The 16148-nt window shown below is 70.4% G+C and carries 16 protein-coding genes and 1 tRNA gene; 7 read left to right on the top strand and 10 right to left on the bottom strand.

Features of this window, described 5'->3' with window-relative positions; genetic code table 11:
* Positions 1–12 precede the first annotated feature (12 nt).
* Positions 13–2355: a glycoside hydrolase family 183 protein gene (locus FZ046_RS02350; protein ID WP_070353657.1), complete on the bottom strand. Its 2343-nt coding sequence runs from the start codon at positions 2353–2355 to the stop codon at positions 13–15.
* A gap of 72 nt (positions 2356–2427) precedes the next feature.
* A complete protein-coding gene (locus FZ046_RS02345) occupies positions 2428–2787 on the bottom strand; it encodes a hypothetical protein (RefSeq protein WP_070353656.1) in 360 nt (119 codons plus the stop codon).
* 280 nt (positions 2788–3067) lie between these two features.
* Between FZ046_RS02345 and FZ046_RS02340 the strand changes: the two genes are divergently transcribed.
* Positions 3068–3790: a GAF and ANTAR domain-containing protein gene (locus tag FZ046_RS02340; protein WP_083298278.1), complete on the top strand. Its 723-nt coding sequence runs from the start codon at positions 3068–3070 to the stop codon at positions 3788–3790.
* On the opposite strand, the gene FZ046_RS02335 is transcribed toward FZ046_RS02340, so the two are convergent.
* The 5 genes from FZ046_RS02335 to FZ046_RS02315 all read right to left on the bottom strand — a co-directional run bounded on the left by FZ046_RS02335 (position 3771) and on the right by FZ046_RS02315 (position 10166).
* Complete coding sequence (locus FZ046_RS02335) at positions 3771–5006, bottom strand: NAD(P)/FAD-dependent oxidoreductase (protein ID WP_070353655.1); 1236 nt, start codon at positions 5004–5006, stop codon at positions 3771–3773. The two genes, FZ046_RS02340 and FZ046_RS02335, sit on opposite strands and share 20 nt — an antisense overlap.
* Entirely contained in the window at positions 5003–6382 is a 1380-nt protein-coding gene (locus tag FZ046_RS02330; RefSeq protein ID WP_070353654.1) for an NAD(P)/FAD-dependent oxidoreductase, read from the bottom strand. Before FZ046_RS02330 ends, FZ046_RS02335 begins: the two co-directional genes overlap by 4 nt.
* Entirely contained in the window at positions 6379–7833 is a 1455-nt protein-coding gene (locus tag FZ046_RS02325) for an FGGY family carbohydrate kinase (protein WP_070353653.1), read from the bottom strand. Before FZ046_RS02325 ends, FZ046_RS02330 begins: the two co-directional genes overlap by 4 nt.
* A complete protein-coding gene (locus tag FZ046_RS02320) occupies positions 7830–9314 on the bottom strand; it encodes an amino acid permease (protein WP_070353652.1) in 1485 nt (494 codons plus the stop codon). Before FZ046_RS02320 ends, FZ046_RS02325 begins: the two co-directional genes overlap by 4 nt.
* Positions 9315–9398: 84 nt before the next feature.
* Entirely contained in the window at positions 9399–10166 is a 768-nt protein-coding gene (locus FZ046_RS02315) for a DeoR/GlpR family DNA-binding transcription regulator (protein WP_070353678.1), read from the bottom strand.
* 156 nt (positions 10167–10322) lie between these two features.
* Between FZ046_RS02315 and FZ046_RS02310 the strand changes: the two genes are divergently transcribed.
* The 4 genes from FZ046_RS02310 (at position 10323) to FZ046_RS02300 (ending at position 12473) form a co-directional block, all read left to right on the top strand.
* Positions 10323–10817 (top strand): LppP/LprE family lipoprotein, encoded by a 495-nt coding sequence (locus FZ046_RS02310; protein WP_083298277.1) that lies wholly within the window; start codon positions 10323–10325, stop codon positions 10815–10817.
* Between the two features lie 103 nt (positions 10818–10920).
* Positions 10921–11076 (top strand): hypothetical protein, encoded by a 156-nt coding sequence (locus FZ046_RS27225; protein WP_170292383.1) that lies wholly within the window; start codon positions 10921–10923, stop codon positions 11074–11076.
* A 42-nt stretch (positions 11077–11118) separates the two neighbouring features.
* Positions 11119–11601, top strand: a complete 483-nt coding sequence (locus tag FZ046_RS02305) for a DUF4383 domain-containing protein (RefSeq protein ID WP_070353650.1) — start codon at positions 11119–11121, stop codon at positions 11599–11601.
* A 251-nt stretch (positions 11602–11852) separates the two neighbouring features.
* A complete protein-coding gene (locus FZ046_RS02300) occupies positions 11853–12473 on the top strand; it encodes a superoxide dismutase (protein WP_070353649.1) in 621 nt (206 codons plus the stop codon).
* A 20-nt stretch (positions 12474–12493) separates the two neighbouring features.
* On the opposite strand, the gene FZ046_RS02295 is transcribed toward FZ046_RS02300, so the two are convergent.
* Together FZ046_RS02295 and FZ046_RS02290 are read right to left on the bottom strand one after the other, a co-directional pair.
* Positions 12494–12568, bottom strand: a tRNA-Thr gene (locus FZ046_RS02295).
* A 38-nt stretch (positions 12569–12606) separates the two neighbouring features.
* Positions 12607–13431 carry a hypothetical protein gene (locus FZ046_RS02290; RefSeq protein ID WP_070353648.1) on the bottom strand — a complete coding sequence of 275 codons (825 nt, stop codon included), beginning with the start codon at positions 13429–13431 and terminating at the stop codon, positions 12607–12609.
* Positions 13432–13570: 139 nt separating this feature from the next.
* Here FZ046_RS02290 and FZ046_RS02285 point away from each other — a divergent pair, with 139 nt between their 5' ends.
* Together FZ046_RS02285 and FZ046_RS02280 are read left to right on the top strand one after the other, a co-directional pair.
* Positions 13571–14290 (top strand): response regulator transcription factor, encoded by a 720-nt coding sequence (locus tag FZ046_RS02285; RefSeq protein WP_070353647.1) that lies wholly within the window; start codon positions 13571–13573, stop codon positions 14288–14290.
* An 18-nt stretch (positions 14291–14308) separates the two neighbouring features.
* Positions 14309–15766 (top strand): sensor histidine kinase, encoded by a 1458-nt coding sequence (locus FZ046_RS02280; RefSeq protein ID WP_407664440.1) that lies wholly within the window; start codon positions 14309–14311, stop codon positions 15764–15766.
* On the opposite strand, the gene FZ046_RS02275 is transcribed toward FZ046_RS02280, so the two are convergent.
* Positions 15738–16142: an HIT family protein gene (locus FZ046_RS02275; RefSeq protein WP_070353646.1), complete on the bottom strand. Its 405-nt coding sequence runs from the start codon at positions 16140–16142 to the stop codon at positions 15738–15740. The genes FZ046_RS02280 and FZ046_RS02275 overlap by 29 nt on opposite strands.
* Positions 16143–16148 lie beyond the last annotated feature (6 nt).

The following is a 16148-nucleotide window of genomic DNA, read 5'->3' as shown; positions in this document are numbered from 1 at the left end:
AACACGGTGCGCCTACACCTTCGTCAGGTCGGTCTTCATCAGCATGACGTTGTACTCCGACCACAGCGACAGGTTCCAGTACAGGTCGGTGCCGGTGCCCATCGTCGACGGCGACCACGGGTGCATCATCGGCGCGTAGATGCCGCCCGGCTGCTGAGCCATCAGCACCTTGGCGTCCGACCACGTGCCCTGCGGGGTGTCCGACGTGCGCATCACGATGTTGTTGAACTGATCGCCGTACAGCGTCACGTACTTGTTGAGGGTCTTGTTGTACTGCACGGAGAACTCGCTGACCTGGCTACCGGCCTTGACCGAACCGCACGCGCCCTGCTCGGTGCCGCCGAACACGGCGGTCGCCTTCGCGGGCTGACCCTTGTACCAGCCGGCGGGGGTGGCGCCCCAGCCGAACCAGCCGCCGGCGGTGCCCTTGCTGTAGTACTCGTACTTCGAGACGTCGAGGATGTCCTTCTCCGCCACCCGGGACAGGTAGGCCGCGCCCTGCCGGCCGTTCGGGGTGCCGTAGGAGTAGACGTAGCCGTCGCCGGGGCGGACGAACGCCGCCTGCTGGAAGTTGGCGTTGCCGCTCCACGGGTCGTTCATCCGCACCGATGACGGTGCGACGTACCAGTTCTCACCGTTGTCGGTGGAGTAGGCGATGGCCGAGTAGTTGGTGGTCCACTGGCCGGCCGCGCCCCACTGCTTGACCGACATGAAGCTGAGGTACTGGGTGGCACCGAACTGGGTGCCGGGGGTGGGCACCGAGATGCCGGCGGTCGGGATCAGCGTGACGCCTGCCGGCAGGCCCGCCGGCAGCCGCTCGGGGAGGATGATCTGCCGTGCGTAGGTCGGCTCCCACAGCGGCGAGCCGCCGAACATGTTGCCGTTCAACCACTGTCCGTTCGGGACGCTGAGCCCGTCGGCGAGGGCGAGGTCGGAGCTGCGGAACAGCGTGTTGAGCCGCCAGGTGCCCGTCATGTTCGGCCCGCCGAAGGTGTCGCCGAACGCCATGAGGATCTGGTGCTCGTTGATCGGGGTGGTGGGGTCGTCGGCGATGCCGTTATCCCACATGGTGCCGATGTCGGTGCCCCAGATGCCGTACCGGGCGTAGGTGTCGTTGGGCTGGAAGTTCCCGGTCACCCAGTCGACGAAGGTCGTCGACCCGCTGACCGCCTGGCCCGGGGCGGGGAAGGCCGGCCGCGCGGGCACCGCGGCGGCCGCGAGGGCCGCGGCGAACGGGGCGGCGAGTGCGAGGTTCGCGGTCTGCGCGAGGGACTCGCTCTGGTCGAGGACCGTGGTCTGGGCGGCGACGGGTGACGTCAGCCCGAGCGCACCGTTGACCGTGGCGACGAACTGGTCGATCTCACGGCGCGCGAAGGCGAGCAGCGTCCACGCCAGCGGAGGCTCGGCCGGGGCGGCGGGTGCGCTGCCCGCGAGCGGTCCCATCACCCAGCCGATGACGTTGGACACGACGCTCGCAACGCCGGTGACGAGCGACCCGATCGTCTGTGCGGGCGTGAGCGCCGCCGGCGCGGCGGGGGTCGGGCTCGGCGCGATGACGGCGGCCGAGGACACGGCGGCCGAGGACACGGCGGCCGAGGAGACGGCGCCCGAGGAGATGGCGGCCGAGGTGAGGGTGTCGTTGGTGGTCGTGGCGGCGAGCGTGCGGGCGGTCTTCGCGCCCCCCGCGTTCGTCGCGTCCCGCACGTCCTTCGCGTCCTTGACCGCAGTCGTGGGAGCGGTGGCGGTCGTCGGGGCCTTGCTGGCGGTGGCCCCGCCGTCGGTGGCCTTGGTGTCGGAGCCTCCGGAGTTCACCGCCGGGGTCGGCGGGGTCGTGGGCTCCGGGGACGCGGTGGGCGCGGTGGGCTCCGTGGGCTCCGTGGGCGCGGTTGGCTCCATAGGCGCCGTGGGCACGGTGGGCTCCGTGGCGGGGCTCGGTTCGGCGGCCTTGGTGCTACCCGACGACCCGGTGTTGGTCTGCGCGCTGACGGTGCCCGGTTCGGCGGGCTTCGTGCCGCCGGCGTCCTTCGCACCGTCCGTGGAATCGGTGTCCTTGGTCCCGCTCGCCGTTCCCGACGACGTCGTCCCCGAGGTCGTCGTTCCCGAGGTCGTCGTTCCCGAGGTCGTATTGCCGGTGGTCGTTCCCGAGGTCGTGGTGCCGGTCGTCGTCCCCGAGGTCGTCCCCGAGTTCGTGGTGCCGGTCGACGTACTGGAGTTCGCGGAGGACCCCGACGCGCTCGACGAGTCGGACCCCCCATCGTCGGCGTAGGCCACGCCGTGGCCGGTGACGACGGCGGTGCCGACGCCCAGCGCGACGGCAAGACCGCCCACTCGTCCGATGTAGTGCGCAGCGCCCATGCCGACCCCTCGTATTCCAGCCGTTACTCGCGTTGTCCTTCGTCTGGAACGTAGCCGGTGTTACGCCGGTCACTAGCCCAATTCGCGCAGCGCTTCGCGATACAGGCCCACGGCATCGGTGAGGCCCTCGTTGACCCAGGCATCGACGATGCCCACGCGGTCGGCGACCAGCTGCACCTCGGTCACCCACACCTCGAATCCGTGGTCGGTGCGCAACGCCTCGACCTGCGCCTTAGTGCCCTGGATGAGGATGAAGCCGCCCAGCTCGGTGCTCTGCGGCCGCAGGATCGCGGTGTCGAAACGTTCGATGCGGCCTTCCCGACGCAGCGTCTCCAGGTAACCGGTGGTGGTCTTCTCCAACAGGGCGAGCGCTTCCTGCTCGCGGCCGCGGGCGGGAATGCCCCACGCAACCCAGATTCCAGCCTCAGACATGGCAGCCTCCTTCGCCTAGAACCTATCCCGGCGGCTGTGACCCACACCGCGCCCGAGTTTCAAGATCTGCCGCAGCGGGGTACAGAACCATCACGCGGTTAACCCACCGAGACAGCAAACCAGGAGATGAGGCCGATGAACGCTCTGCAGCCAGCAAGCAGGGCGGGCGGTCGCCCCACACCCTGAACTGCTCCTCACCGCCGGCGCCGGTCCCATAGCCCTCGGGTCCGCCACCGCGCCGGACGACACGCACTCCTCCCTCGAAGCGAGTTGATGCCGCATGTCTTCTTCCCGTGATGATTCGACCCAGACGCCCCGCACGCTGGTGCGCACCCTCGGCGATCTCGCCGTGCAGATGCGCGGTCTCCGTGACCCGCAGGCCGTGCTCGCCGCCATCGTCGCCGCGACCGTCGACACCGTCCCTGGCTCGAGCTGGGCGGGCCTCGCGGTCGTGTCCCGACGCAAGATTCGGCCCGCCGTCCCGACCGACGACGTGGCGGCACGCCTCGACCAATTGCAGACCGACCTCGGTGAGGGTCCCGCTCTCAGCGCATTGCACGATCGGCAGACGGTCCACATCGACGATCTCGCCGCCGACGAACGCTGGCCGCGGTTCTCGACGGTGGCGGTCCGACTGGGCGTGCGCAGCATGCTGTCCTACCGGCTGTACATCACCAACGAAACGCTGGGCGTGCTGAACATCTACGCCGCGGAGTCCGGTGCGTTCTCCGAGGACGCGGTGGCGACCGGCGAGGTACTCGCGCAGCACGCCGCGGTCGCGATGGCCGGTGCCGTCGCCGAGGAGCAGCTACAGAACGCCGTTGCGAACCGCGACGTGATCGGCCAGGCGAAGGGCATCCTCATGCAGCGGGACCGGCTGACCGGGTTGCAGGCCTTCACCGTCCTCACCCGGGCGTCGCAGGAAACCAACGTGCGCCTCGTCGACGTCGCCAAGACATTGGTCGCCGACCACGAGGCGGCGCTCACCGCAGCGACACCGTGACCGGCCCGCCCTTGGGGTCGACTCCCGCCAGGATCGACGAGGGCACCCGGAAGACGCGGCCTGGGGACGCCGGCCAGGGCAGCGTGCGACGGCCGACCACCCGGCCGTCCTGACGTGCCACCACCCGCGGGACGCGGACCAGATCCTCGGTCCACAGCAGCAACCGGTGGCGCGCGGGTGCAGTGTCCCCGGGCCGCAGCACGCCCGGCGTGATCCAGCGCAGCGGCGCCTCGACTCGCAGCCGCACTCCCGCGGTCGCCGGGTGTTCCCCGCGCAGCCGAGCGCGGACCGCCGTCGCGACGTGGCGACCGTCCAGGGCGGCGACGTCCGCGGTGTCGACGGGGTGCAGCAGGTTGCCGATCGCGAAGACGCCGTCGCGACTGGTGCGCAGCGCCGTGTCAGTGAGCGGGCCGACCGTCGCGGCATCCATGTCGAGGCCCGCCGCGCGGGCGAGTTCGTGGTCGGGGATCCAGTCGCCGGTGAGCACGAGCGTGTCGCACTCGACGACCCGCCGGGATCCGGTGTCGATGTCCTCGATCTCGACGGCCCGCAGCGTCGGGGTGCCGATGATCCGGGTGAGCCGCGTCCGGGTGGCGATCCGGACGCCCAGCAGTGGTGTGCGAGCCACGGCGTTGAACGCCGCGTAGGACTCCGGCGACCGATGCGTCGTCGTCACGAGCGCCGTCTCGCAGCCGGCGTGCCGCAGCGTGAGCACCGCCGAGTAGGAGACCAGTTCGGCGCCGACGACCACGGCCCGCCGCCCCACCGTGCGCCCCTGGAGGTGCACGACGTTCTGCAGGTGCCCGGTGGTGTACACCCCGGCGCCGCGGTCCCCGGGGATCAACCGCGCCGACCGGGGACGTTCCCGCGCTCCGGTCGCGAGGATGACGGCGCGCGCGTCAATCCGCTGGCGGCCCGCAGGCGACGTGACGTCCACCGACGTGCCGCCCGACCACCCGGTCACCATCGCGCGGGTGCGCAGTTCGGCGCCGGCGGCGGTCGCCCGGGCGACGAGCCGGCGCGCGTACGCCGGACCGCTCGTGAAGGTCCGCATGTCGCGCATGCCGTACCCGAGATGGTCGCTGTGCCGGGGGATTCCGCCCGCCTCGGCCTCCCGTTCGAGGACGACGACGTCGTACTCCCGGGACAGCTCCGCTGCGGCGGTCAGGCCTGCGGGCCCGCCGCCGACGATCGCGACGTCGTAGTCGGTCCTCATCGCCCCGCCCCCTCGCGCTCCAGGATGTCCTGCACCTCGGCGCCGCAGAAGAAGCCCTGGCATCGGCCGTTCATGACGCGGGTGCGCCGCCGCAGTCCCTCGAGGCCTGCGGGCGGAATCACCGAGCGGCAGGCGTCGCGCAGCTCTCCGACGGTGACGCGTTCGCAGAAGCAGACGATGCTGCCGTACTGCGGGTCCGCGGCGATGCGGTCGGCGTCCTGGTAGGGCCGGATGAACGCCTCGCCGAGGTTGGGCATCACGGGCGGCGCGGGCAGGTCGGTGCGGGCCCGCAGCGGCAGACCGGCCTCGGCGAGGACGCCGTGCACGTGTTCGGCGATCGCCATGCCGGCGGTCAGGCCCGTCGAACGGATGCCGCCGACGAGCAGATACCGTTGCGCTGCATCGGGTTCGATGAGGAAGTCGCCATGGTCGATGGCGGCGCGCAGCCCCGTGTAGGTGGCGGTGACCTCCTCGTCGAGCAGACGCGGCAGCAGCCGGCGGCCCTTCTCGAGCAAGAACTCGAGGCCGTGCTCGGTGGTGCCGGTGGCCGAGCGGTCCTCGATGTCCTCCGACGTCGGACCGAGCATCACGTTGCCGTAGATGGTCGGGCTCACCAGGACGCCCTTGCCGCGTGCCGTCGGCACGGGCAGCACGATCCGGTTGACCAATGGGCGGGCCAGCTTGTCGTAGACGATCAGCTCCCCGCGCCGGGGCGTCACGGTGAAGCGCTCGTGGCCGAACAGGGCGTCCACGTGGTCGGCGCCCAGCCCGGCGGCGTTGACGATCCACCGTCCGCGCACGGGTCCCGCGGAGGTGTGCAGCGTCGTCGCGTCGGTGCCCACCTCGATGGCGGTGACGCGGTGTCCGGTGTGCAGGGCGGCGCCGCGGTTGACGGCGTCGGTGGCGAGCGCGAGATTGACCGTCCAGGTGCAGATGATGGACTCGCCGGGCACGGTAAGGCCGCCCAGGACGCCGTCACCGAGATCGGGCACCTGCGCGTACACCGTTGCGGCGTCCACGATCTCGCAGTGGTCGTAGCCGTTGGCACGGGCCTTGTCCCGTAGCGCCGGCAGCGCCGCGAGCTGTTCGTCGTCCCAGGCGACCAGGATGGCACCGGTGCGCTCGATCGGGATGCCGGTGTGGAAGGCGTACTCCGACAGCAGGGCATAGCCGCGGCGGACCATGGCCGACTCGAGCGTGCCGGGGGTGGCGTCGAAGCCGGTGTGCAGGATGGCGGTGTTGGCCTTGCTGGTGCCGTCGCCGACGTCGGCGCGGGCATCGAGCAGTGCCACCGACAGTCGTTGGCCGGCGAGGTCGCGGGCGATGGCGGAGCCGACGATGCCGGCGCCGATGACGATGACGTCGTAAGGGGTCACGGTGCCTTCCTGGCGGGGTAGGTCGTCTCGGCGAGCTGGCGCCACGCCGAGCGGAACTCGTCGGCGCGGCCGCGGTCCCACGCCGGTTCGTAGCAGGCGGCGGGCGCCCAGCGCGGCACCACGTCGCACAGTGGCGTGCCGGGACGCCGGCTCAGCTCGGCGAGGGCGGCGGCGCCGAGCGCCGTGGCGTGCGGGGAGGGGTAGACGTCGACGGGCACCTGCAGCACGTCGGCGACGGCCTGCATCAGCACCGCCGACCGGGTGAGTCCGCCGTCCACGCGCAGCCGTTCCCACCGGGCGCCGGAGGCGGTGTCGGACTGTACCGCGGCCACCAGTTCGCCGAGCTGTGCGGCGATGCCCTGCAGGACGGCGAGCACGACGTGGCCGCGCTCGGTCGACAGCGTCATGCCCGACATCGCCGCGGTCGCTCCGGACTGCCACCACGGGGCGGCGAGGCCGGCCAGCGCGGGCACGCACAGCACGCCGTTGCTGTCGACCGCGGCGACGGCGTCCAGGTCGCGGGCGTCGGCGATGACGCCGAGCGACACCAGCCATCGCACGGCAGCGGCCGCGGTGTAGACCTGGCCGTCGACGCAGTAGGCATCGGTGCCGGCCACCCGCCACGCCACCGAGGTGGTCAGTCCCGCCGTCGATCGCAGCGGGGTGGTGCCCACGTTGGCGAGTAGGAAGGCCCCGGTGCCGAACGTGCACTTGGCGGTGCCGGCGTCGAGGCACGACTGGGCCAGCAGAGCGGCCTGTTGATCGACGACGACACCGCCGACCGGTATCTCGGCGCCACCGGACGCCGCAGTGCCGAAGGCAGTCGTGCCGCCGACGACGGCGTCGTTGGCGACGATGGCAGGCAGCCGTTCGTCGGCCAGGCCGAAGAGGGCCAGCAGGTCGTCGCTCCACCCGGCGCCGCCGAGGTCGGTCAGCAGCGAGCGACTGGCGGTGGTCGCGTCGGTGACGAACTCGCCGGTGAGCTGGTGCAGCAACCAGCTGTCCGAAGTGGTGACGACGCCGCCCGGTTCGACGGTGCGCCGCAGCCAGGCCATCTTCGGGGCGGAGAAGTACGGGTCGAGGACGAGACCCGTGCGGGCGGCCAGTTCGTCGGCGTGGTCGGTGAGCGTCGCGCACACCGACTCGGAGCGGCGGTCCTGCCACCCGATGGCCGGGGTGAGTGCCGCCCCGGTGTCCGGATCCCACGCCAGCACGGTCTCGCCCTGATTGGCCAGCGAGACGGCGTCCACCGGTCGCGCGGCCTGGGCGAGCGCCGCGCGACCGGCGTCGAGCACGGAATCGAGCAGCTCGGCGGGATCCTGCTCGACCCCGCCGCCGTCGAGATAGCGCGGGCGAATGGGGATCTCGGCGACCCCGACCACCCCGTCCGCGGGATCGACGACGATGGCCTTGGTGCCCGAGGTGCCCTGATCGATGGCGAGGACCGTCACGAGACCTCGAGTTCGGCGTCGATCGAGCGCATGTCGGGCATCCGCAGTCCCTCCCGGCCGCGCGTGGCGAGGAGGTAGCCGAGGTACGCCGCGCCGATCGCGACCATGACGGCGAGGTACAGCCAAGGATCCCGGAAGGACGCGTCGCGGAACAGGGACAATTCGAACACCAGCCAGACCACGGCGACCGCGATGATCGGCCACTCCCAGCGCCCGAGGTCGAAGCCGGCGCTGGCCGGGAGCGAGCGCCGCTTGGCGATGTACAGGCCGACCGTGATGGCGTAGATGATCGCCGGGAGCAGCGTGGCAGCGCCGAACAGCTTGAACAGGGCGTCCGTGCTGGTGGAGAACAGCCCGAGGATCACCGCCGAAATGAGCGTCATGGCGACCGTCGCGTTGAGCGGGGTTTTGGTGCGCGGCGAGATCCTGCCGAGCAGCTGCCAGGCCGGGAAGCGCTCGTCGCGCGACATCGCCCAGACCAGCCGGACACCCGTGAGCAGGATGACCAGGCCGCAGGCGAAGATGGCGACGGCGACGAGGACGAGCAGTGCGGTGCCGACGAACGTGCCGAGGACGTCGACGATCACGTCGGCGATCGGCGTGCCCGATTCGGCGAGGGCCACCGGGTCGTCGACCGCGGCGGTGACCACGAGCAGGAACAGGAAGCCCAGGACGCCCGAGGCGAGCACGGCCTGCCACATCGCGCGGGGGACCACGACCTCGGGCCGCTTGGTCTCCTCGGCGAGGTTGGCGGCGGATTCGAAGCCGACGATCGTGAAGGCGCCCAGCAGGAAGGCCAGCATCCACGGACCGGCGGCGGTGGCGTCGCCGAAGCTCCAGTAGTCCTCGGTCGGCACCGCGCCGTGGGAGAACAGGTTGTCGGTGCTGAGCCGGTGGGTGATGACGCCGACGATCAGCAGCAGTGCGACGAGGGCGACCATGCCGACGAGTTCGGCGGTGACGGCGAAGTTGTTGACGCGCTCGGTCCAGCGCGTCGAGAGGCCGATGAGCAGGGCCTGCAGCACCAGGACCACCGCGGTGATCGCGAAAGCCGTTGCGGCCGTGCCCTCGAAGGCGAACAGCGCGGGCACCACGGTGGAGGCGACGGTGTAGTCGACCGCAATCACGACGATTGCGAGGAACGTGAAGGAGATCCATCCGGTGATCCAGCCGAAGACCGGATTGGCCAGCCGCGACACCCACTGGTAGGCGTAGCCGGTGACGGGGATGCGCGCGGCCAGGGCGCCGAGCAGCAGCGCGACCGCCAGCTGGCCTACCACGACGATGGGCCACGTCCAGATGCCCAGCGGTCCGGAGGAATTCAGGACGCTGCCGTAGGTGGTGAAGATGCCGGTGGCGATGGAGACGAAGGCGAACGCGACGGCGAACGACGCGAAGCGCCCGGTACTGCGCTCCATGGCCTGGGTGTAGCCGAATCGCGTCACGCTGGACGCGGCGGCCGGTGTGGAATCATGTGTCATGGATCGTGCTTTCTGACGTGAGTGTTGACTGTGTCGATCCGCGCGGGCGGTGCTGCAACACCGCCCGCACCCATGTCCGGTCCGTCACGCTGACAGGACCACACCCCCTGCCTCGCGGACGGCCGCGGCGACGGCCGGCGACGTGCACTCCTCGGTGATCAGTCCGGTGACGGCGGTCAGCGGGCATACCCGGTGGGGCCCGATCCGGCCGAGCTTCGACGAGTCCGCGAGGACGTAGCTCGCGGCGCTGTTGGCGATCATCGTGCGCCGCACGTCGACCTCGTCCAGGTGGTAGTCGGTCAGGCCGGCGGAGGCGTCGACGCCGCCGGAGCCGATGAAGGCGATGTCGGCGTAGACGTCCGCGAACAGCGTGCGGGCGTGGGCATTGCTGCAGGCCAGGTCACCGCTGCGTACCCGTCCGCCGGAGACCAGGACGTCGACGCCCCGACGGCCGGCGAGTTCGATGGCGACGAGCAGCGATGGCGTGACGACGGTGCCGCGGAACGTCGGCGGGATCGCCCGCGCCACGGCGACCGCGGTGGTGCCGATGTCGATGATGACGGTCTGTCCGGGGGCGAGCAGGTCGACGGCCAGCCGGGCGATCTGCGCCTTGGCCTCGTGGCGGATCGCGCTGCGCTCGGAGAACGACGGCTCCTCTCCGGTGCCGCGTCGCTGCACGCTGGCGGCGCCGCCGTGCACGCGCCGCAACGCGCCGCGCTCCTCGAGCAGCGCGAGGTCGCGCCGCACGGTCTCCGCGGAGACGCCGAGCCGCGTGACCAGTTCGTCGGTGCTGACGGCATGGGCACCGTTGACCAGGTCGACGATGGCGTCGTGCCGGGCGACGGGGAGCACGTGGGACCTCACTGCTTGGTGGAACTGTGGATCTATGACCGTTGGTGACCGTCAGTGTGTGTCCTTGACCGGTTGTCTGCAACCGGAATGGCGAAAACCGCGATCGGTCGGTAGGCCGGCGGCTAGTGGGGTAGTGGTGTAAGTCGGGAGGCGGGCATGGGGAGGCAATGGTCGAGCGCCGCAGCCGCGGTGCTGTTGACGACGGCGGGGCTCGTGGTGAGCGCCCCGGTGGGCAACGCTGCTCCAGCTTGCGGAGTGGACCTCGCAGCACCGGAGATCTCGGCCGCGGCCGCCAACGTGCCGCCCTATCCGGGCACCGACTGGCAGTGGACGGCACAACCGAGTTCGGTCGAAGGCAACTTCGACCGCTGCGCGACGCTGTCGACGGCCCTCGTCACGGTCGAGGGTGCAACGGGTAGCTCCCCGATCACTGCCCTGATGTTTCATCGCGGGCAGTATCTCGGTACCGCGACGTCGGTGGCGCGCGGCTTCACGACGTTGAACGCGGCGCGCACGACCGACGACACGGTGGTGCTCGATTACAAGGTGGCGGGCGCGTGCAACGCGTGCGCTCCGGCGGCCGTCCATCCCGTGCGCTTCCACTGGACGGGCGACCACGTCGAGATGCTCGATCCGGCGCCGCCGCCATGACGACACCACCGCCACGGGCTGTTCGTCAGCGTCGAGGACGCATACGGGTTCTGATTCTGGTGCGTGGCGTTTAGCGTCAGGCTCCAGCGGAGACCCGGTCGGCATGGAACAGCAGAAGACCCCGCCGCCCACACCCGAGGACGCGACCAAGGCGACCGAGGAACAGCGCGAACTCCAGGACGAACTGGACCGCCAGGGTGAGGATCCCCAGGGTCCGGGTCTGCAGCAGAGCCGGCACCAGGTCTCCGACGAGAACTGACATTCGTCGTTTGACGTCGTTCCGGGCGGTTATCTGGCAGCCATGGCTACCCCAGGTACACAAGGTTCACCGTCTGCCGCGCCGACTGCTGGTCGCTCCCCGGTGCAGTACGCCTCGATCGTCGTCGGCGCCGTCTTCCTCCTCGTCGGCATCCTCGGGTTCATCCCGGGGATCACCACGAACTACGACGCACTGACGTTCGCCGGGCACCACAGCGAGGCGAAGCTGCTCGGACTGTTCAACGTCTCGGGTCTGCACAACGTCGTGCACCTGCTGTTCGGCGTTCTCGGCCTCGCCCTGGCGAGGACGTTCACCGGCGCTCGCAACTTCCTGGTCGGCGGTGGCATCGTCTACGCGCTGCTGTTCGTCTACGGCCTGGTGATCGACCACCACAGCGCGGCGAACTTCATTCCGGTGAACACCGCCGACAACTGGCTGCACCTCGGTCTAGCCGTGGGCATGATCGGCCTCGGCCTGGCATTGGGCCGAACGGGCAACGCGCCCAGCGACATTCGGCACGTGTGACGGTCTGACCGAGCCCGTGTCGACAGCGAGCGTCTTTCGTTGGGCTGCAGGGGTTTCGGATCGTCGTGATTCGATGCGGACGGCCGTGGCATGGCAACGGCCCATCGGGGACCCTGCTACGTGATGTGCTGCATCGACGCCGCACACGACCGTCCGCTGAGGCCGACGATACACAAACTCTGAACATCTGAACAGGTGGACAGATAAAAGCCGGCGGCCATAGGCTGCGATGGGACCGAAGAGAGGAACGCATGGCCGAGTACACCCTGCCCGATCTGGACTACGACTACGGCGCGCTGGAGCCGCACATCTCGGGACAGATCAACGAGATTCACCACGGCAAGCACCACGCGACGTACGTGAAGGGCGTCAACGACGCCGTCGCCAAGCTGGAGGAGGCGAGGGCCACCGGCGACCACGCCGCGATCTTCCTCAACGAGAAGAACCTGGCCTTCCACCTCGGCGGCCACGTCAATCACACCATTTGGTGGAAGAACCTGTCGCCCAACGGCGGTGACAAGCCGACCGGTGACCTCGGCGCCGCCATCGACGACCAGTTCGGCTCGTTCGACAAATTCCAGGCGCAGTTCACCGCGGCGGCCAACGGCCTGCAGGGCTCCGGTTGGGCGGTACTGGGCTACGACACGCTGGGACAGCGGCTGCTCACCTTCCAGCTCTACGACCAGCAGGCCAACGTGCCGCTCGGCATCATTCCGCTGCTGCAGGTCGACATGTGGGAGCACGCGTACTACCTGCAGTACAAGAACGTGAAGGCCGACTACGTCAAGGCGTTCTGGAACGTGGTCAACTGGGCCGACGTGCAGGACCGCTTCGCCGCGGCCACCAGCAAGGCGCAGGGCCTGATCTTCTGAAGACGGGCGGCTCCGCCGGGTGGAGCCCCCTGTCAGGATTGAACTGACGACCGCTCGCTTACAAGGCGAGTGCTCTACCACTGAGCTAAGGAGGCGTGCGGGGCAAGCCTATCGGGTCGCCCCGCCCCCGGCGTCAGTCCTCGTGATCGATGACCCGCTGGGACACGATGGGTCGCGGCGTGCCGCCGCGCCGCCCCGCACGCCGGCCCGGCAACGGAATGCGGTCGGCGATGGTGCTCAACGGGTTGACCACCTGACTCAGCGTGATCACCGCCTCGTGAAGCGCGTCGATCGTCGGGGCCAGCGCCTCGAGCCCCGGCGCCAGGCGGTTGAGCGTGTCGGCGACGTCGGCGAGCTTCAGCAACGGCCCATCGGTGGCGGTGAGCGTGTCGAGCAGCCCACCCTCGGCGAGCAGCTTGTCGGCCACGCCGTCCTCGCGCAGCACCCGCTCGATGAGGCCGTCGTTGGCCAGCAGCTGATCGGCCAGCCCGCCCGGGGCGATGACGCGGGACAGTGCGCCGTCGTCGGTGGTCAGCCGGTCGAGCAGGCCGCCCTCGGCGGTGATCTGGTCGACCAGGCCGCCGGGGGCCAGCGCGCGGGATACGGCGCCGTTCTCGGCGGTCAGCCGGTCGAGTAGGCCGCCCTCGGCAGTGACCTGGTCGACGACGCCGCCGGGTCGCAGGAGTCGGTTCAGCGGGCCGTTCGGCGCGAGCGCGCGGCCGAGGGGAGCGTCGTCGTCCATCAGTCGGGCGAGCCGGTTGGCGCGCTCGACCGCGTCGTCGAGGCCCAGCACCTTGGCCATCGACGTGGTACCGCCGATCGGCGCCGACGCGTCGCTCAGACCGCGCTGGACGGCGTGGATGGTCGCGCCCGCGACGCCGAGCCCGGCGTCGGCCACGGCCAGGCCGATCCGCGCAGGGGCCGTGGCCAGGTCGAACAGGCTCTTGCCGAAGCTCATGACCGCCAGTCTATGACCGCGGTCACAGCGTCGTGCCAGGGCGTGGCCGACGAGGCAACAGCATCGCCTGAGAGGATTCACAGGAAGCTCACAGTGGCTGTGCAGTTCCTTTTCCACCAATACGGAGGACATTGATTGCATGGCGATGCCCGCGTATACCGAGTCCGTGCCCGAAGCCAGGGTCCTGGTGGTCGACGACGAGACCAACATCGTCGAGCTGCTGTCGGTGAGCCTCAAATTCCAGGGGTTCGAGGTCCATACCGCCTCGAGTGGTCCCGCCGCGCTCGACAAGGCCCGCGAGATCCGGCCCGACGCCGTGATCCTCGACGTGATGATGCCCGGCATGGACGGCTTCGGCGTGCTGCGCCGGCTCCGCGCCGACGGCATCGATGCTCCCGCGCTGTTCCTCACCGCGCGCGACACGCTGCAGGACAAGATCGCCGGCCTCACCCTCGGCGGCGACGACTACGTCACCAAGCCCTTCAGCCTGGAGGAGGTCGTGGCCCGGCTGCGCGTCATCCTGCGTCGCTCGGGCCGGGGCGTCGAGGAGCAGCGCAGCGCCCGGCTCTCGTTCGCCGACATCGAACTCGACGAGGACACCCACGAGGTGTGGAAGGCCGGCGAGCCCGTCTCGCTGTCGCCGACGGAGTTCACGCTGCTGCGCTACTTCATCATCAACGCCGGGACCGTGCTGTCGAAGCCGAAGATCCTCGACCACGTGTGGCGGTACGACTTCGGCGGCGACGTGAACGTCGTCGAGTCCTACGTCTCCTACCTGCGGCGCAAGATCGACACCGGCGAGAAGCGCCTCTTGCACACCCTGCGCGGAGTGGGCTACGTGCTCCGCGAACCGCGCTGACCGGGCCAGACTAGGGGAGTGGCGACACTGGGCGGTAGAGGCATCCCCCTGCGGGTGGGACTGGTGGCGGCGACGCTGGTCCTGGTCGCGCTCGGACTGCTCGCGTCGGGCATCGCCGTCACCTCGATCATGCGGCACAGCCTGATCAACCGCGTCGACCAGACGCTGCTGGACGCCTCGCGCGGCTGGGCGCAGGCGCCGCGGCGGGTACCGGCGACGCCGTTGGAGGGGCCGAACCCGGGCCGTCCTCCGTCGGACTTCTTCGTCCGCGGCATCGATCCCGACGGACGAGTCTGGATGGCGGTCAACGACCGCGAGGCCGAACCGCTGCTGCCGGAGAGCAACGACGTCGGACCGGTCCCGGTGACCGTTGGGTCCATCAACCACTCCGGTGTCGAGTGGCGCGCGATGACGGTGCGCGGCCTGCGCGGCGAGCTGACGACCGTGGCGATCGACCTCTCCGAGGTGCAGTCGACGGTGCGCGCGCTGACGTGGTCGCAGGTCGGCCTCGGCGCGGCGGTGCTGCTGGTGATCGGCATCGCCGGGTACGCCGTGGTGCACCGCAGCCTCCGGCCGCTGGTGGAGGTCGAGCAGACGGCCGCCGCGATCGCCGATGGTCAGCTGGACCGACGCATCCCGCAGCGCGACCCCCGGACCGAGGTGGGGCGACTGTCGTTGGCGCTCAACGGCATGCTCGCCCAGATCCAGCGGGCGGTGGCGTCCTCGGAGTCCTCGGCGGCTAGGGCGCGGACGTCGGAGGACCGGATGCGCCGCTTCATCACCGACGCCAGCCACGAGTTGCGGACGCCGCTCACCACCATCCGCGGCTTCGCCGAGCTGTACCGGCAGGGCGCCGCCCGCGACATCGAGCTACTGATGAACCGCATCGAGAGCGAGGCCCAGCGGATGGGCCTGCTCGTCGAGGATCTGCTGCTGCTCGCCCGCCTCGACGCGCAGCGGCCGTTGGAGCGCAAGCGCGTCGACCTGCTGTCGCTCGCCAGCGACGCGGTGCACGACGCCCGCTCGGTGGCGCCCAAGCGATCGGTGACGATGGACGTCTTCGACGGTCCGGGTACGCCCGAGGTGCTGGGCGACGAGGCCCGGCTGCGGCAGGTGCTGGGCAACCTGGTCGCCAACGCGCTGCAGCACACCCCGGAAACCGCCGGCATCGCGGTCCGGGTCGGCACCGACGACGACCACGCCGTGCTCGAGGTCTGCGACGAAGGGCCCGGCATGAGCGCCGAGGACGCGCAGCGAGTCTTCGAGCGCTTCTACCGGACCGACTCGTCGCGCGCCCGTGCCAGCGGCGGCACCGGGCTGGGCTTGTCGATCGTCGACTCGCTGGTGTACGCCCACGGCGGCACCGTGAGCGTGACGACGGCGCCCGGCATGGGCTGCCGGTTCCGGGTGTGCCTGCCGCGCATCGCCGACGTGGCGGTGCCGGCGGCTATCCCAGCCGAGCCAGCGCCTCGGTGATCTTGGCCTGAGCCTCGTCGAGGGACTCCTGCGAGGCGTTCGGGTCCGCGTTCGCGAAGCCGAAGTCGGCGAGGTCGCTGGTGGGGAAGACGTGCACGTGCAGGTGGGGCACCTCGAGGCCCGCGATGATCATGCCGGCCCGCTCGGCGGGGAACGCCGTGACGACGGCCTTGCCGATCAGCTGCGCCACCTGCATCACCCGACCGAACACCGCGGGGTCGAGGTCCTGCCAGTCGTCGATCTCGGCGCGCGGCACGACGAGCGTGTGGCCCTGGGTGATCGGCGCGATGGTGAGGAAGGCGACCACCTCGTCGTCGGTGTAGACGAACCGGCCGGGCAGTTCCCCGTTGATGATCTTCGTGAAGACGGACGCCATGACCCG

This window comes from Mycolicibacterium grossiae, assembly GCF_008329645.1.
Classification (GTDB): domain Bacteria; phylum Actinomycetota; class Actinomycetes; order Mycobacteriales; family Mycobacteriaceae; genus Mycobacterium; species Mycobacterium grossiae.
This window is presented reverse-complemented; position numbering and strand designations above follow the sequence as displayed.

Coding starts and splice junctions, on each gene's coding strand:
- FZ046_RS02275 (WP_070353646.1), bottom strand. CDS start 16,142: ATGGCGTCCGTCTTCACGAAGATCATCAACGGGGAACTGCCCGGCCGG.
- FZ046_RS02340 (WP_083298278.1), top strand. CDS start 3,068: ATGTCTTCTTCCCGTGATGATTCGACCCAGACGCCCCGCACGCTGGTG.
- FZ046_RS02320 (WP_070353652.1), bottom strand. CDS start 9,314: ATGACACATGATTCCACACCGGCCGCCGCGTCCAGCGTGACGCGATTC.
- FZ046_RS02335 (WP_070353655.1), bottom strand. CDS start 5,006: ATGAGGACCGACTACGACGTCGCGATCGTCGGCGGCGGGCCCGCAGGC.
- FZ046_RS02350 (WP_070353657.1), bottom strand. CDS start 2,355: ATGGGCGCTGCGCACTACATCGGACGAGTGGGCGGTCTTGCCGTCGCG.
- FZ046_RS02310 (WP_083298277.1), top strand. CDS start 10,323: ATGGGGAGGCAATGGTCGAGCGCCGCAGCCGCGGTGCTGTTGACGACG.
- FZ046_RS02285 (WP_070353647.1), top strand. CDS start 13,571: ATGGCGATGCCCGCGTATACCGAGTCCGTGCCCGAAGCCAGGGTCCTG.
- FZ046_RS02300 (WP_070353649.1), top strand. CDS start 11,853: ATGGCCGAGTACACCCTGCCCGATCTGGACTACGACTACGGCGCGCTG.
- FZ046_RS02345 (WP_070353656.1), bottom strand. CDS start 2,787: ATGTCTGAGGCTGGAATCTGGGTTGCGTGGGGCATTCCCGCCCGCGGC.
- FZ046_RS02290 (WP_070353648.1), bottom strand. CDS start 13,431: ATGAGCTTCGGCAAGAGCCTGTTCGACCTGGCCACGGCCCCTGCGCGG.
- FZ046_RS02305 (WP_070353650.1), top strand. CDS start 11,119: ATGGCTACCCCAGGTACACAAGGTTCACCGTCTGCCGCGCCGACTGCT.
- FZ046_RS27225 (WP_170292383.1), top strand. CDS start 10,921: ATGGAACAGCAGAAGACCCCGCCGCCCACACCCGAGGACGCGACCAAG.